At 63.9% G+C, this 15,729-nt stretch carries 14 protein-coding genes; 5 read left to right on the top strand and 9 right to left on the bottom strand.

Annotated elements, in window-relative coordinates; translation table 11 throughout:
* Nucleotides 1-14: 14 nt before the first annotated feature.
* The 5 genes from dnaN to mutM all read right to left on the bottom strand — a co-directional run bounded on the left by dnaN (nt 15) and on the right by mutM (nt 5,310).
* Nucleotides 15-1,133, bottom strand: a complete 1,119-nt coding sequence (dnaN, locus tag ACGYK2_RS09865) for a DNA polymerase III subunit beta (protein WP_209216850.1) — start codon at nt 1,131-1,133, stop codon at nt 15-17.
* A gap of 162 nt (nt 1,134-1,295) precedes the next feature.
* Nucleotides 1,296-2,657, bottom strand: coding sequence for a chromosomal replication initiator protein DnaA (gene dnaA / locus ACGYK2_RS09860; RefSeq protein ID WP_136720544.1), 1,362 nt, complete (start codon nt 2,655-2,657; stop codon nt 1,296-1,298).
* Nucleotides 2,658-3,178: 521 nt separating this feature from the next.
* Nucleotides 3,179-3,442: a 30S ribosomal protein S20 gene (gene rpsT, locus ACGYK2_RS09855; RefSeq protein WP_067261164.1), complete on the bottom strand. Its 264-nt coding sequence runs from the start codon at nt 3,440-3,442 to the stop codon at nt 3,179-3,181.
* Nucleotides 3,443-3,617: 175 nt separating this feature from the next.
* A complete protein-coding gene (locus ACGYK2_RS09850; RefSeq protein ID WP_067261165.1) occupies nt 3,618-4,394 on the bottom strand; it encodes an enoyl-CoA hydratase in 777 nt (258 codons plus the stop codon).
* A gap of 64 nt (nt 4,395-4,458) precedes the next feature.
* Nucleotides 4,459-5,310 (bottom strand): bifunctional DNA-formamidopyrimidine glycosylase/DNA-(apurinic or apyrimidinic site) lyase, encoded by an 852-nt coding sequence (gene mutM, locus ACGYK2_RS09845; RefSeq protein WP_271688577.1) that lies wholly within the window; start codon nt 5,308-5,310, stop codon nt 4,459-4,461.
* Between the two features lie 100 nt (nt 5,311-5,410).
* Here mutM and ubiE point away from each other — a divergent pair, with 100 nt between their 5' ends.
* Both ubiE and ubiB read left to right on the top strand, forming a co-directional pair.
* Nucleotides 5,411-6,163 carry a bifunctional demethylmenaquinone methyltransferase/2-methoxy-6-polyprenyl-1,4-benzoquinol methylase UbiE gene (gene ubiE, locus ACGYK2_RS09840; RefSeq protein WP_271688576.1) on the top strand — a complete coding sequence of 251 codons (753 nt, stop codon included), beginning with the start codon at nt 5,411-5,413 and terminating at the stop codon, nt 6,161-6,163.
* On the top strand, nt 6,163-7,695 hold the full coding sequence (ubiB, locus tag ACGYK2_RS09835; protein WP_271688575.1) for a 2-polyprenylphenol 6-hydroxylase: 1,533 nt from the start codon (nt 6,163-6,165) through the stop codon (nt 7,693-7,695). The genes ubiE and ubiB overlap by 1 nt, the downstream gene beginning before the upstream one ends.
* Before the next feature lie 28 nt (nt 7,696-7,723).
* On the opposite strand, the gene ACGYK2_RS09830 is transcribed toward ubiB, so the two are convergent.
* Complete coding sequence (locus ACGYK2_RS09830) at nt 7,724-8,905, bottom strand: acetyl-CoA C-acyltransferase family protein (RefSeq protein ID WP_271688574.1); 1,182 nt, start codon at nt 8,903-8,905, stop codon at nt 7,724-7,726.
* A 115-nt stretch (nt 8,906-9,020) separates the two neighbouring features.
* Here ACGYK2_RS09830 and ACGYK2_RS09825 point away from each other — a divergent pair, with 115 nt between their 5' ends.
* The 3 genes from ACGYK2_RS09825 (at nt 9,021) to tdh (ending at nt 11,906) form a co-directional block, all read left to right on the top strand.
* Nucleotides 9,021-9,587, top strand: coding sequence for a helix-turn-helix domain-containing protein (locus ACGYK2_RS09825; RefSeq protein ID WP_067261174.1), 567 nt, complete (start codon nt 9,021-9,023; stop codon nt 9,585-9,587).
* A 94-nt stretch (nt 9,588-9,681) separates the two neighbouring features.
* Nucleotides 9,682-10,866 carry a glycine C-acetyltransferase gene (locus ACGYK2_RS09820; protein WP_271688573.1) on the top strand — a complete coding sequence of 395 codons (1,185 nt, stop codon included), beginning with the start codon at nt 9,682-9,684 and terminating at the stop codon, nt 10,864-10,866.
* Nucleotides 10,866-11,906: an L-threonine 3-dehydrogenase gene (gene tdh, locus ACGYK2_RS09815; RefSeq protein ID WP_394374290.1), complete on the top strand. Its 1,041-nt coding sequence runs from the start codon at nt 10,866-10,868 to the stop codon at nt 11,904-11,906. The genes ACGYK2_RS09820 and tdh overlap by 1 nt, the downstream gene beginning before the upstream one ends.
* A 5-nt stretch (nt 11,907-11,911) precedes the next feature.
* On the opposite strand, the gene ACGYK2_RS09810 is transcribed toward tdh, so the two are convergent.
* The 3 genes from ACGYK2_RS09810 to ACGYK2_RS09800 form a co-directional block, all read right to left on the bottom strand.
* Nucleotides 11,912-12,640 (bottom strand): metallophosphoesterase family protein, encoded by a 729-nt coding sequence (locus tag ACGYK2_RS09810; protein ID WP_271688571.1) that lies wholly within the window; start codon nt 12,638-12,640, stop codon nt 11,912-11,914.
* 136 nt (nt 12,641-12,776) lie between these two features.
* Nucleotides 12,777-14,372, bottom strand: coding sequence for a phosphoglycerate dehydrogenase (gene serA / locus ACGYK2_RS09805; RefSeq protein WP_067263789.1), 1,596 nt, complete (start codon nt 14,370-14,372; stop codon nt 12,777-12,779).
* A 95-nt stretch (nt 14,373-14,467) separates the two neighbouring features.
* Entirely contained in the window at nt 14,468-15,631 is a 1,164-nt protein-coding gene (locus ACGYK2_RS09800) for a phosphoserine transaminase (protein ID WP_271688570.1), read from the bottom strand.
* Between the last annotated feature and the right edge of the window lie 98 nt (nt 15,632-15,729).

The following is a 15,729-nucleotide window of genomic DNA, read 5'->3' as shown; positions in this document are numbered from 1 at the left end:
AATTTCCGCCAGCGTCACACGCGCATCGGCATGACGACATAGACCGCCGAGGTATCGGTGCCCTCGCGCATCAGGGTCGGATCGCCCGAGGAGTTGAACAGGAAGACGGCGTTTTCGCGGTCCACCTGACTTGCGATCTCCAGCAGGTATTTCGCGTTGAAGCCGATTTCGAGGCGTTCGTCGCCATAGGCCACGGCCAGCTCTTCCTCCGCCGCACCGCTGTCCGGCGCGTTGACCGACAGCACCAGCCGGTCTTCGTCGAGTTGCAGTTTCACGGCGCGCGAACGCTCGGACGAGACGGTCGCCACACGGTCCACCGCGCGGGCAAAATCGGCGGCGTCGACTTCCATCTTTCGGGTGTTCCCCTGCGGGATCACGCGGGTGTAGTCGGGGAAGGTGCCGTCGATGACCTTCGAGGTCAGGGTGATGGCCGGGGTGGCGAAACGGATCTTGGTTTCCGAGACCGAGACGGCGATTTCCATCTCATCATCGTCGAGCAGTTTGCGCAGCTCGCCCACGGTCTTGCGGGGCACGATCACGCCGGGCATCTCAGACGCGCCCTCGGGCATCTCGGCGTCGATGCGTGCCAGGCGGTGACCGTCGGTCGCCACGCAGCGCAGGGCCTTGCCGCCCTCGGCATCCGCCACATGCAGGTAGACCCCGTTGAGGTAATAGCGCGTCTCCTCGGTGGAGATGGCGAATTTCGACTTGTCGAACAGGCGGCGCAGCACCGGGGCCGGGGCCGAGAAGTTCGAGGCGTACTCGGAGGACGCCATGACCGGGAAGTCCTCGCGCGGCAGCGTGGCCAGCGAGAAGTTAGAGCGGCCCGCTTCGACCGTCAGGCGGCCAGCGGCGGTGTCGGCGGTGAGGCTAATGAGCGCGCCGTCGGGCAGCTTGCGCACGATTTCATGCAGCAGCGTGGCCGAGACGGTTGTGGCACCTGCGCGTTCGACTTGCGCGGCGACCTTGTCGACCACTTCGATATCCAGATCGGTGGCGCGGAAGGAAACATCGCTGCCCTCGGCCTCAATCAGCACGTTGGCGAGGATCGGAATGGTGTTGCGGCGCTCGACCACGGATTGGGCTTGCGAAACGGCTTTGAGCAGTGCCGCGCGTTCGATGCTGAATTTCATATGCCTTCTCCCATACCGACTGCCGGGAGAGGCAAACTACCCGGTTCCCACGCTTACACAAGAACTTTTGTGGATTTGTTGAAGTGAATGCAAGAGGGGCGCAAGCTGCGCCCCCGATCGCTGTTTGACCGTGTCCTGAGGACAACCCTCAGGCCGCTATGCTTAGGATTCGAGCGCCCGGCGCAGCAGTTCCAGATCCTCGGCGATCTGACCGTCCGAGACCTTGAGTTCTTCGATGCGGCGCACCCCGTGCATGACGGTGGTGTGGTCGCGCCCGCCAAAGCGGCGGCCGATCTCGGGCAGGGAGCGGCTGGTCATTTGCTTGCACAGATACATCGCCACCTGCCGCGGGCGGGCGTAGCTGCGCAGGCGCTTGGGGCCGATCATGTCGCTCAGGCGGATGTTGTAATGGTCGGAAACCTTGCGCTGGATTTCCTCGACCGAAATCTTGCGCTCCGAGGCGCGCAGCACGTCGGCCAGACAATCTTGGGTCAGCCCCATGTCGATCTCGCGGCCCACCAGCGAGGCGAAGGCGAAGAGGCGGGTCAGCGCACCTTCGAGCACACGGACGTTCGAGGTGATGCGATGCGCGAGGAATTCCAACACGCCATCGGCGACTTCAAGGTCGGGATAGGTCTTGCGCTGCACGTCGACCTTGCTTTGCAGGATGCCGAGGCGCAACTCGTAGTCCGTGGGGTGCAGGTCGACGATCAAGCCGCATTGCAGGCGCGATTTCACGCGGTCTTCGAGATCCTTGATCTCACCCGGGGCGCGGTCGGCGGAGATGATGATCTGCTTATGCTGGTCCACAAGCGCGTTGAACGTGTGGAAGAACTCTTCCTGCGTGGAATCCTTGCCCGCGATGAACTGCACGTCATCAACCATCAGCACATCGACGGAGCGGAAGATTTCCTTGAAATCCATCATCTTGCGGTCGCGCAGGGCCTGCACGAAACGGTACATGAACTGTTCAGCCGAGAGGTAGAGCACGTTCATCTCGGGCTTGCGCTCATGCAGCTCGCGGGCAATCGCGTGCATCAGGTGGGTCTTACCAAGGCCGACGCCCCCATAAAGGAACAGCGGGTTGAAGGTCACGGGGCCGCCTTCGGCGACACGGCGGGCGGCGGCATGGGCCAGTTCGTTGGGCTTGCCGACGACGAAATTGTCAAAGCTGAAGCGCGGGTCGAGCGGGGCGGTGCTGAGCTGCGAATTGGCGGCAGGTTTCGCGGCAGCCGAGGTCTGACGTGCGGCCGGGGCGGGCTTTTCGGCGGCAGGGGTGGGCTGCTGATTCAGGGCAAAGTTCAGGCGCGTGGCATCGGTGCCGGTCGCGTTGATCTCATGCAGAATCAGGTCCGAGAAGTTCTGGCTGACGTAGTTGCCGAAGAAATTCGTCGGCACTTTGAGTGTCACGATTCCGTCTTCGACGGCGCCGGGCACAAGCGGTTCAATCCAGGTGGTGTAGTTGTTCTGCCCCACGGTCTTTAGAAGCCGCTCTTTGATCTCGCCCCAGTGATCTAATGTCATCGTGCCTTACGTCCCGCTTTGCTCTTCGCACAGAGGCCGAGTGGATCCCGGCCCTTAATATTGTTTCACCCGGCAACAGGTCATCCACCCGGTCCCACGCGGATGACCGACCTGTGTCCTTCGGACTTTTAAAGAATGGCCTGCCCATGAGCCTGCTGTGCCGTAAACCGGCGCAAGAGGCGCTGAACGAACCGTTCGTGTTCTCATCGACAGGGTAAACGTGCTGGCAGCAGCATTCACGATGGTGCGCGGGACCGTCTGTGAACGGTCACTTGCACCCCCCTGAATTTGGCATTCTGCCAGTTGGCTGACGCCGTGTTCAGGGCCTGTCCCCCCAAGCGAAATGAATCGCTGGACCTTTGGTAGCAAGTGTTTCCGGTTCGCTTCAACATATCTTCCATCTTGACTCAGAGATTGCCGGAAAAGAATCTCTGGCGTGTTTTTTTCGCTGCACCCGCACGAAAAAAGGCGCCGCAATGCGGCGCCTCTTGTGTTTCTAAGGGCTTGGCGATGAAGCCAAATTAGCCCAGTGCTTTGACCCGCGCGGACAGGCGCGACATTTTGCGCGACGCGGTATTCTTGTGGAAAACGCCTTTGGTGACGCCGCGCATCAGCTCGGGCTGGGCGGCTTTCAGAGCGGCGGTTGCGGCTTCTTTATCACCGGAGGTGATCGCCTCTTCGACCTTGCGCAGGTAGGTGCGGATGCGCGAACGGCGCGCTTTGTTGATCGCAAAACGCTTTTCGTTTTGACGGGCGCGCTTTGCGGATTGACGGGTGTTTGCCATGAGTATCAGCCTTCGGGTTCATATGTTGCGTAGCAATGCGTGACGCCAACCCGACCGGAAATCCGGACCCCCCTTTGGGGTAGGTGATTCTAGCCAGAGCGGGCTGCACGCGCATGTATTGGTGCCGCCTATAAGGCAGCGGGCGCGGCAATGCAAGCCGCGCCGGGGGCGACGCTTATTTGTCGCGGAATTGCGCTTCGCGCTTTTCAAGGAAGGCGGACATGCCTTCTTTCTGGTCTTCGGTGTTGAACAGCGAATGGAACATGCGGCGTTCGAACAGCAAGCCCTCGCTCAGCGGCACCTCATAGGCGCGGTTCACGCATTCCTTGACCACGGTGGCCGAGATCATGGATTTCTCGGCGATCTTGGCTGCGGCGCCCATCGCCTCTTCCATCAGCTTTTTCACCGGCACCACGCGCGACACGAGGCCCGAGCGTTCGGCTTCTTCGGCATCCATGAAGCGGCCCGTGAGGTTCATGTCCATCGCCTTGGACTTCCCCACCAGACGGGTCAGACGCTGGGTGCCGCCGATGCCCGCCACGACGCCGAGGTTGATCTCGGGCTGGCCGAACTTGGCGCTTTCCGAACAGATGATGAAGTCGCACATCATCGCCAACTCGCAGCCGCCGCCAAGCGCATAGCCGGATACGGCGGCGATGATCGGCTTGCGCACGCGCAGAATCTGATCGGTCTCGGGCGTGAAAAGATCCCCCATGAAGACGTCGACAAAGCTTTTCTCGCGCATCATCGCGATATCGGCCCCGGCGGCGAATGCCTTTTCCGAGCCGGTGATGACGATGCAGCGGACCTTGTCGTTTTCCTGCGCGCTTTTCAGCGCCTTGGCGAGTTCACCCAGCAGCGCCTCGTTGAGCGCGTTCAGCGCATCCGGGCGGTTCAGGGTGATCAGGGCCACATGGTTGTCCACGTCCACGGTGATCGTTTCGTAAGCCATCAAGAATGCTCTTTGTTGTTGCGCTCAGGGGAATGTGCATACCACGGCACCCCCATGTTTCAAGTTATCTTTGGCAACGCGGACAATAGAAGGAAGAGCGTCCGCTTTGCACGATGCGCGCGATTGCCCCGTCGCAGCCCGGTCTGCGGCAGGCTTGGCCCTCGCGGCCATAGACGTCGAAACTGTGTTGGAAATAGCCCAATTCGCCGTCGGCCTGCCGAAAATCCTTGAGCGATGATCCCCCCGCCGTGATCGCATCGGCCAGCACTTGGCGGATGATCGGCACCAGCCCGGCGACCCGCGTGGCCGAGATGCGCCCGGCCTTGCGGGCCGGGTGAATCCCCGCGCGGTAAAGCGCTTCGCAGACATAGATATTGCCCAAGCCCGCCACGATCCGTTGATCCAGCAGCGCCGATTTGATCGGCGTGTTGCGGCCTTTCAGCGCGGCGACCAGATGCGCTTCGTGAAAGTCGTTGCCCAAGGGTTCCGGCCCGAGCGAGGCCAGCAGCTTGTGTGTCTCGGCCCCGGCGGTGGGCATCAGATCCATCGCGCCGAAACGGCGCGGGTCGTTAAAGGTGATCCGCGCACCGTTACCCATATGCAACACGACATGGTCATGTTTCTCGGGTGCGGGGTGGTTGTGCTGAAATTGCCCCAAAGGGTCCCCCGAAACGAGCATTCGCCCGGACATGCCCAAATGCACCAGCAGCGATTCCCCGCTCGCCAGATCGGCGAGGATGTATTTCGACCGCCGCCGCAGCAGGCCGACGCGCTGTCCGGTCAGCCGCTCGGCCATCTGCTCGGGGAAGGGCCAGCGCAGGTCGGGGCGGTTCACCTCGGCGCGGGCGATCACTTGGCCCTCCATCGCGGGGGCCAGCCCCCGGCGGACGGTTTCGACCTCTGGCAGTTCCGGCATCTCGGTTTCCCCTCTGGCTTGCCTGTGACAAAAGGCACGCATTGTCCCTGCCCCCCGGCACCCTATAACAAGGGACAGAACCAGAGGATCGCAAGAGCAGATGACCCAGGACGCTGACAAAACAACCCATTTCGGTTTCGAGACCGTGCCCGAACATGAAAAGGCCGGGCGCGTGCAGGGTGTGTTCAACTCCGTCGCCAGCAAATACGACATCATGAACGATGTGATGAGTATGGGGATCCACCGCGTCTGGAAAGAAGCGATGATGGACTGGCTCGCCCCGCGCCCCGGGCAGAAACTGCTCGATGTGGCGGGGGGCACCGGCGATGTGTCTTTCAAATTCCTCAAACGTGCCGGACACGGCCATGCCACGGTGCTCGACCTGACCGAGCCGATGCTGGTCGAAGGCCGCCAGCGGGCCGAGGCGGACAGGCTGACCGGCAGCCTCGATTGGGTCGTGGGCGACGCGATGGCGCTGCCGTTCCCCGACAACACCTTTGACGTCTACACGATCAGCTTCGGCATCCGAAACGTCACCCGCCCCCAAGAGGCGCTGAACGAGGCGTACCGCGTGCTGCGCCCCGGTGGCCGTCTGATGGTGTTGGAGTTCAGCCAACTGCCCAATCCGGCGATGCAGAAGGCCTATGACCTCTACAGCTTCAATGTGATCCCGCGCATGGGCCAAGCCATCGCGGGCGACCGCGACAGCTATCAATATCTGGTCGAATCGATCCGCAATTTCCCTGATCAGGAGACTTTCCTGTCGATGCTGCGCGCGGCGGGCTTTGGTCAGGCCAAATATCGCAACCTCTCGATGGGAATCGCGGCGCTGCATTCGGGTTGGAAGCTCTGATGCGCGGTCCGCACAACATCTGGCGGTTGATCCGCACGGGCGCGACGTTGGAACGCGCCGGGGCGATGAATGTGGTGCTGGATGCTTTCGATGCCTCCCCGCCGCTGCGTTTTGTGGCCCGCGCGCTTGGCCTGCCGTTCAAATGGCTGGGCTACAAGGGCGACCCGACGATGCCACCGGCCACCCGCGCGCTTACGGCGCTTGGCCCGGCCTACATCAAATTTGGTCAGGTGCTGTCGACCCGCCCCGACGTGGTGGGCGACGATCTGGCGGTGCAATTGCGCGTGCTGCAAGACAAGTTGCCGCCCTTTGACATGGCGCTGGCCCGCAGCGCGGTCGAGCAGGAGTTGGGCGAGCCGGTCAGCGCGATCTTTTCCGATTTCAGCGAACCCGTCGCCGCGGCCTCCATCGCGCAGGTGCATCACGCGCGGCTGGCCGAGAGCGGCGAAGAGGTCGCCGTCAAAGTCCTGCGGCCCGGCATCGAAAAAGCCTTCCGCAAGGACATTGACGCCTTCTACCTCGCCGCCCGCATGGCCGAGATTTTCTCGCCCGGGTCGCGCCGCCTGCGCCCGATGGAGGTGATCGAACATTTCGATGGCGTCGTGCGGGGGGAGCTGGACCTGCGGCTCGAAAGCTCTGCCGCGTCGGAGTTCGCCGCCAACACCAAAGACGACGCCGGGTTTCAACTGCCCGAGATCAAATGGAATTATTCGGGCCGCCGCGTGATGACGCTGGGCTGGGCTGACGGGCTGCCGCTGGGCGACAATGCCGCGCTGGATGCGGCGGGGCACGACCGGGTGGCGCTGTCGGAACGGGTGCTGCAACTCTTCCTCCAGCACGCCCTGCGCGACGGTTATTTCCACGCCGACATGCACCAAGGTAACCTCAAGGTCGCGGCCAACGGCGATATCATCGCCTATGACTTCGGCATCATGGGCCATATCGACAGCTACACCCGCCGGGTCTATGCCGAGATTCTCTATGGTTTCATCCGCCGCGATTACCAGCGGGTCGCCAAGGTGCATTTCGAGGCGGGATATGTCCCCGCCGACAAGGACGTCGATGAATTCGCCCGCGCCCTGCGTGCGGTGGGCGAGCCGATTTTCGGCATGGACGCCACCCGCATCTCCATGGCGCGGCTGCTGACCTATCTGTTCGAGGTGACCGAGCGTTTCGGCATGGAAACCCGAACCGAGTTGATCTTGCTTCAACGCACCATGGTCGTGGTCGAGGGCGTCGCCCGCTCGCTCAACCCGCATATCAACATCTGGGAAGTCGCCAGCCCCATCGTGACCGACTATATCACCAAGTCGCTCGGTCCCCGGGCCATTGTCTCTGATCTGCGCGACACGGCGATGGTCATGGCCCGCTTTGGTCCGCGTCTGCCGGGACTGGTCGAGCAGGCGCTGAACCGTCAGACCGAAGAGCAGCCCGAGCGCCGCCCCCGTTTCTGGCGCTATATCGCGGCGACTGCGGTGATGTCCGGTGTGGCCGGGGCCACCACAATCGCCCTGATTGACGCACTGCTTTAGGGCAGGGTGCCGCGCGGCCCCCCGGCCTTCAGGCGATACGTTCGATGGCCATGGCGATGCCTTGCCCGCCGCCGATGCACATGGTGATCAACGCGCGTTTGCCGCCGATCCGCTCCAACTCATACAACGCCTTCACGGTGATGATCGCGCCCGTCGCGCCGACCGGGTGGCCAAGCGCGATGGCCCCGCCGTTGGGGTTCACCTTTGCCGGGTCAAAGCCCAGTTCCTTGCTCACAGCCAGCGCTTGGCTCGCGAAAGCCTCGTTGCTTTCGATCACGTCGAAGTCATCGGCCTTCAGCCCGGTGCGTTCCAGCAGGCGGCGCACGGCAGGGACCGGGCCGATGCCCATGACCTCGGGGCGCACGCCGGCGTGGGCGTAGCCGAGGATGCGGGCGCGGGGCGTCAGCCCGGCGGATTTCGCAGCCTCCGCGCGGGCCAAGACTAGCGCCGCAGCACCGTCGTTGATACCGCTGGCGTTGCCCGCCGTGACGCGGCCGTCTTTCTGGAAGACGGGACGCAGCCCGGCCAGCGCCTCGGCGGTCGTGGATTTGGGGTGTTCGTCGGTGTCGAAGGGCACCATGTCGCGCTTCACCTTCACATCGACCGGCACGATCTGGTCCTTGAAATGCCCCGCCGCGATGGCCGCCGCCGCGCGTTCTTGGCTTTGCAGGGCGAAGGCGTCCATTTCCTCGCGGGTGATCGTGTGTTCGTCCGCCACGTTCTCTGCCGTCACGCCCATATGCCCGGTGCCGAAGGGGCAGTTCAGCGTGCCCAGCAGCATATCGAGGCTGCGTGCATCGCCCATCTTCTGGCCCCAGCGGGCGTCGGGCAGCACATAGGGCGCGCGCGACATGCTTTCGGCACCCCCGGCCAGCGCGAAGTCTGCATCGCCCAGCATCAGGCTCTGGGTGGCCGAGACCAGCGCCTGTACGCCCGAGCCGCAAAGACGGTTCACGTTCATCGCTGGCACCTCGTCGGGCACGCCTGCGTCGCGCGCGGCGACGCGGCTGAGGTACATGTCGCGCGGCTCGGTGTTGATGACGGTGCCGAAGACGACATGACCGATCTGCGCCGGATCGACGCCCGCGCGCTGCATTGCTGCCGCCGCGACGGTGCTGCCCAGCTTGGTGGGCGGGGTGGCGGCAAGCGCGCCGCCGAAAGTGCCGATGGCGGTGCGTGCGCCGCTCAGGATGACGATATCGTCTGACATGAAACTCTCCTCTAATCGTTGGCGGCACTATGGGGGGCGGGCGCGGCAAAGTCAGGAGAAACGTCCCGTCATGCGACAGCTTGACAGGGGCGGGGCGCCGCGCGACATATCCGCCATGACGGACAACACCGACAAGATCCTGACACAGCTGCCCGCCCGCCTGAAAGAGGCGCGGCAGGGGCAGGGGTTATCGCTCGACGCCGTGGCGAAGCTCTCGGGCGTGTCGCGCTCCATGGTCAGCCAGATCGAGCGCGGCGAATCGAGCCCCACCATCGCGACGCTGTGGAATCTCACCCGCGCGCTTCAGGTGGACTTCGCCGGTCTTCTCGATGCCGCCCCCGGCGAGCCGCAGATCGAGGTGCTGCGGAGTGCCGCCGTGCCGACGATCAGCAATCTGGGCGACGGTTGCCGCATTCGCATTCTCTCCCCGCCCGAGGAAGCCGGGCATCACGAGGTCTATGAATTGCTCATCGCCGAGGGCGGCGTGCTCGACAGTGCGCCCCACACCCGCGGCGCGCGCGAGCATCTCAGTGTCTTCGAGGGCGCAGTGGAGGTCACCAGCGGCAGCGGGACCGAGCGGCTGCAGGCCGGCGACACCGCGCGCTATGCCGCCGACGTGCCCCATGCGATCCGCGCCACCGAAGGGCCGGTGCGCGCCTTTCTGGTGGTTCAAGACGCCTAATTTCCGCAATATCGGAAAAGTTCCGCCATTCCGGAAATCCTCTATTTCGGAATCGCCTCCGCTATGGTAGACGCCTCCTGAAAAGGAGAGCCTCATGACCCAAACGTTTCTGTCCCATGTCACCGACACCCTGTCCGAGATCGACGCCGAGGGCATGATGAAGCGCGAGCGGCTCATCACCACCCCGCAGGGCGGCGAAATAGCGGTGGGCGACCGCGAGGTCATCAACCTCTGCGCCAACAACTACCTCGGCCTCGCCGATCACCCCGAGCTCATTGCCGCCGCCAAGGAAGCGATGGACGAGAAGGGCTTTGGCATGGCCTCGGTCCGTTTCATCTGCGGCACGCAGGACATCCACCGCGAGTTGGAGCAGAAGCTGGCCAGCTTCCTGGGTCATGACGATTCGATCCTCTTCGCCGCCTGTTTCGACGCCAACGGCGGGCTCTTCGAGCCGCTGCTGGGGCCGGAGGACGCGGTGATCTCGGACGCGCTGAACCATGCCTCGATCATCGACGGCATCCGGCTCTGCAAAGCCAAACGCTACCGCTACGCCAACAGCGACATGGCGGATCTGGAGGCCAAGCTGAAACAGGGCCGCGAGGATGGCGCGCGCTTCATCATGATCGCCACCGACGGGGTCTTCTCGATGGACGGCTATCTGGCGAAACTGCCAGAGATTGTGGCGCTGGCCGAGAAATACGAGGCGCTGGTGATGGTCGACGATTGCCATTCCACCGGCTTCATGGGGCCAAAGGGCGCGGGCACCCCGGCGCATCACGGGGTCAAGGTGGACATTGTGACGGGCACGCTGGGCAAGGCGCTCGGCGGGGCCATCGGCGGCTATATCGCCGGGCCGCAGCCGGTGATCGACCTGCTGCGCCAGCGCGCGCGGCCCTATCTATTCTCGAACTCGCTGCCCTCGTCGATCGTGCGCGCCGGCATCCGCGCGCTGGACCTGGTCGAGGAAGGCGACGACCTGCGCGCGCGCCTTTTCGAGAACACCGAATACTGGCGCGCGGGGCTGGAGAACCTGGGTTTCGACCTGCTGCCCGGCGAACATCCCATCGTGCCGGTCATGCTGGGCGAAGCGCAGCTGGCGCAGGACATGGCGGCGAAGCTCTTTGAGGAAGGCGTCTATGTCTCGGGCTTCTTCTTCCCGGTGGTGCCGCGCGGTCAGGCGCGCATCCGCACCCAGATGAACGCGGCGCTGACCCGCGAACAGCTCGACCGCGCGCTGAAAGCCTTTGAGACGGCCGGCAAGGCCTGCGGGGTGATCTGATGGCCACGAACGAAATGAAGGCGCTGGCCAAGCTGCACCCCCGCGAGGGGCTGTGGATGACCCATGCGCCGGTGCCCGAGATCGGCCCCGAGGACGTGCTAATTAAGATCAACAAGACCGGGATCTGCGGCACCGATATCCATATCTGGAACTGGGACGCCTGGGCCGCCGGGACCGTGCCGGTAGGGCTGATCACCGGCCATGAATTCGCCGGCGAGATCGTGGAGCTGGGCCGCAACGTCGAAGGGCTGGAGATCGGCCAGCGCTGCTCGGGCGAGGGGCATTTGATCGGCAAGCAGTCGCGGCAGAGCCGGGCGGGCAAGTTCCACCTCGATCCCGCGACGCGGGGCATCGGGGTAAACGAACAGGGGGCCTTTGCCCAGTATCTCAAGCTGCCCGCTTTCAACGTGGTGCTGCTGCCGGACGAGATTTCCGACGACATCGGCGCGATCCTCGATCCTCTGGGCAATGCGGTGCACACGGCGCTGAGCTTTGATCTGGTGGGCGAGGACGTGCTGATCACCGGCGCGGGGCCGATCGGCATCATGGCCGCCGCGGTGGCGCGGCACGTCGGCGCGCGGCATGTGGTGATCACGGATGTGAACCCCGACCGTCTGGCGCTGGCGGAAAAGGTCGCCGACGTGGTGCCGGTAAACGTCGCCAAGGAGGATTTGGCCGATGTGATCCCGCGGCTGAAGATGAAACAGGGCTTCGATGTCGGGCTCGAAATGTCGGGCAACCAGCAGGCGCTGGACCAGATGGTGGAGGCGATGACCATGGGCGGGCGGATCGCCATGCTGGGCATCCCGCCGGGCAAGTCGCCGGTGGACTGGAGCCGCATCGTCTTTAAGGCGATCACCATCAAGGGCGTCTATGGCCGCGAAATTTTCGAGACCTGGTACAAGATGATCGCCACGCTGGAAAACGGGCTGGATGTCTCCGCCATCATCACCCACCGCTTCGGGGTGGATGACTTCGAGCAGGGCTTCGCCGCGATGAGATCGGGGCGGTCAGGCAAGGTGGTGCTGGACTGGACCTGAACCGCTCAGGGGCGCAGGCGATTGCGCCCCTGTTGCGTGAGGACCCAAACGTCCTCCCCTTCGAACACCGCTGCGCAGAGCGGTTTGCCATAGCCCGCCCCGGTGTCGAGGTTCACCCGATTGCCATAGTGCATGGCGCTGTCGACCGGCGTGTGGCCGTGGACGATCAGCTTGGGGTGGGGCGCGGTGTATTGGTGAAACTCTTTGCGGATCCACAGCAGATCATTCTCGCGCTGATCATCCAGCGGCACCTCGGGGCGGATGCCCGCATGAGCAAAAAAGAGGTCGGGCGTTTGATGTGACAGGGCGAGAGACTTGAGGAAATCCACATGACTCTGCGGCACCGCTGCGCGGGCTTTCTCATGCACCTCTGACATCCGGTCGCGCCCGCTGACCGACACGCCGTAGGACCCCAGCGTCGTGTCGCCGCCCAAACGCGGGTTCAGCCAGTTAAGCTCAACCAGCAGCAGCGGATCGTGGCGGGGGAAATCCTCCATGAACCAGCGGAACATGCGGTCGTGATTGCCCATCAGAAAGGTCCAATTGCGGCCCTCGGCCTTGCCTTGGGCCAGCCGCTCGATCACCGCTTTGCTGTCGGGGCCGCGGTCGGTGTAATCGCCCAGAAAGACGATCTGCGCCTCCGGCCCGCCGTCTTCTTCGATCAGGGTCAAAACGCGCTCAAGCTCGGCGGCGTAACCGTGGATGTCTCCGATGGCATAGATGGGGCTGGGCATGATCGTTCCTGTCCTTCTGCACCCCCTCGTGATGCCGCAAAGCGGCGGAGAAGGGAAGGCTTAGGCCCGACAATGCCCCCAAAAGCAAAAGCGCCCCACGAGGGGGCGCTTCCAGATTGTGCAGGTCGTGCGGGCCTTAGGCCACGTCGAATTGCAGCGGCTTGATTTGCCGGAACATGCCGGTGTCGCGCAGCTTGCCGATCACCGTCTCGGGCACCTGATCGTCGACATAGAGCAGGGCAATCGCCTCGCCCTTGGCGGTGTGGCGGCCAAGGGTGAAGTTGGCGATGTTCACGCCGTTCTCGCCCATGGTCTGGCCCAGCGTGCCGATGATGCCCGGCACGTCTTCGTTGGTGGTGTAGAGCATGTGCTCCCCGATCTCGGCGTCGATGGTGATGCCCTTGATCTGGATGAAGCGCGGTTTGCCGTCCGAGAAGACGGTGCCCGCGATGGAGCGCTCGCGCTTCTCGGTCACCACGGTCACCTTGACGTAGCCGTCGAAGACGCCGGACTTGTCCTGGTTGGTGGTGCTAATCTGGATGCCTTTCTCGCGGGCGACCACGGGGGCGGAGACCATGTTCACGTCCGGGTTGGCCCGCTTCATGATGCCCGCCACGACGCCGCAGTTCAGCGCCTTGAGGTTCATCTTGGCGACCGAACCGTCGTAGAGGATGTTGATCGCCTTGATCGGCTCATCTGTCATCTGGCCGATGAAGGCCCCGAGGTGGCCAGCGAGCTTGACCCACGGCCCCATGACCTTGGCTTCTTCGGCTGTGACCGAGGGCATGTTGAGCGCGTTGGTCACGGCGCCGGTCAGCAGGTAGTCGGACATCTGTTCGGCCACTTGCAGGGCCACGTTTTCCTGCGCTTCGGTGGTCGCGGCGCCGAGGTGCGGGGTGCAGACCACGTTGGGCAGGTTGAAGAGCGGGTTTTCCTTGGCCGGTTCCTCGGCGAAGACGTCAAACCCCGCGCCCGCCACATGGCCCGACTTCAGTAGGTCGGCCAGCGCTTCCTCGTCCACCAGACCGCCGCGGGCGCAGTTGATGATGCGCACGCCGGGCTTGGTTTTTTCGAGGTTCTCACGGCTCAGGATGTTCGCCGTCTGCTCGGTGAAGGGGACGTGCAGGGTGATGAAGTCGGCACGGGTCAGCAGCTCATCAAGCTCGACCTTCTCCACGCCCATCTTCTCAGCCTTTTCCTCGCCCAGGAAGGGGTCATAGGCCACGACCTTCATCTTCAGCCCGCGCGCGCGGTCGCAGACGATGCCGCCGATGTTGCCCGCACCGATCACGCCAAGGGTCTTGCCGGTCAGCTCGACCCCCATGAACTTGGACTTCTCCCATTTGCCCGCATGGGTGGAGGCGCTTGCCTCGGGGATCTGCCGCGCCACGGCGAACATCATCGCGATGGCATGTTCGGCGGTGGTGATCATGTTGCCGAAGGGCGTGTTCATCACGATCACCCCCTGTTTCGAGGCGGCTTCCTTGTCGATGTTGTCGGTGCCGATGCCCGCGCGGCCAATCACCTTGAGGTTCGGCGCATTGGCGAGGATCTTTTCCGTCACTTTGGTGGCCGAGCGAATGGCGAGGCCGTCATAGTTGCCGATGATCTCGGCCAGCTTGTCTTTGTCCTTGCCCAGATCGGGCTGGAAATCCACGTCGATGCCGCGGTCGCGGAAGATCTGAACGGCAGCTTCGGAGAGTTTGTCGGAGATGAGTACTTTGGGGGCCATTTGTCTGGTCCTTCATAAACGGGGTCAGCGGTGCGCAGAGACGCGCAGCCGACGAGAGGGGGGAGTAGGGTGCGCGATCCTCGCGCACCATCGCGTCACGCGTTGATTTCGGCTTCAAAAGCCCATGCAAGCCACGGCAGCATCGCCTCGATGTCCGCCGTCTCGACCGTGCCGCCGCACCAGATGCGCAGGCCCGGAGGGGCATCGCGGTAGGCGCCGATGTCCAGCGCTGCGCCCTCATCCGCCAGCCGCTTGGCCACGGCCTTGGCAAAGGCGGCGCCGTCTTCGATGCGGCCGTCGGTGAACTTCAAGCAGACCGAGGTGTTGGAGCGTGTCGCGGGATCGGTCGCGAGGAAGTCGATCCAGTCATGCGCCTCGACGAAATCGGCCACGGCCTTGGTGTTGGCATCGGCCCGCGCGATTAGGCCTTTCAGGCCGCCCACGGATTTGGCCCAGTCCAGCGCCAGCAGGTAATCCTCGACGCAGAGCATCGATGGCGTGTTGATCGTCTCGCCGCGGAAGATGCCCTCGTTCAGCTTGCCGCCCTTGGTCAGGCGGAAGATCTTGGGCAGCGGCCATGCGGGGGTGTAATTCTCCAGCCGCTCGACAGCACGCGGGCTGAGGATCAGCATGCCATGCGCCGCTTCGCCGCCCAGCACTTTCTGCCAAGAGAAGGTCGTCACATCGAGCTTGTCCCACGGCAGGTCCTGCGCGAAGGCGGCGGAGGTCGCGTCGCAGAGCGTGAGCCCCGCGCGGTCCGCCGGGATCACGTCGCCGGTGGGTACGCGCACGCCCGAGGTCGTGCCGTTCCAGGTAAAGCAGACGTCGTTGTCATAGTTCAGCGCGGCCATGTCGACGATCTCGCCATACTCAGCGGTGTGGACCTGCGCCTCGATCTTCAGTTGCTTGACCACGTCGGTGACCCAGCCCGCGCCAAAGCTTTCCCAAGCGACCATCTCGGCCGGGCGTTCGCCCAAAAGCGACCACATGGCCATCTCGAAAGCGCCAGTGTCGGAGGCGGGCACGATGCCGATGCGGTAGTCGGCGGGCACGCCGAGCACTTCGCGGGTGGTCTCGATCGCCTCTGCAAGCTTGGCCTTGCCGGGCGCGGCACGGTGGCTGCGGCCCAGCGGAGCATCGCCAAGCTTGGTCAGGTCGAATGTGGGGATTTTGGCGCAGGGGCCGGAGGAGAAACGCGGGTTTGCCGGTACGGCAACAGGTTTCGCTTCCGGGCGCGGTGCCGGTTGGTTCATAGCCATTGATGCTACCCTCTCAGATAATCGCCCTTCGTTGGGGAAGGGTGTCCCACTTGCCGGGATACGCGGGGAGGCCGGGCTGGCGCAAGTCGCAAAATGAC

Source organism: Sulfitobacter sp. 1A10359 (assembly GCF_043558145.1).
GTDB lineage: Bacteria > Pseudomonadota > Alphaproteobacteria > Rhodobacterales > Rhodobacteraceae > Sulfitobacter > Sulfitobacter faviae.
This window is presented reverse-complemented; position numbering and strand designations above follow the sequence as displayed.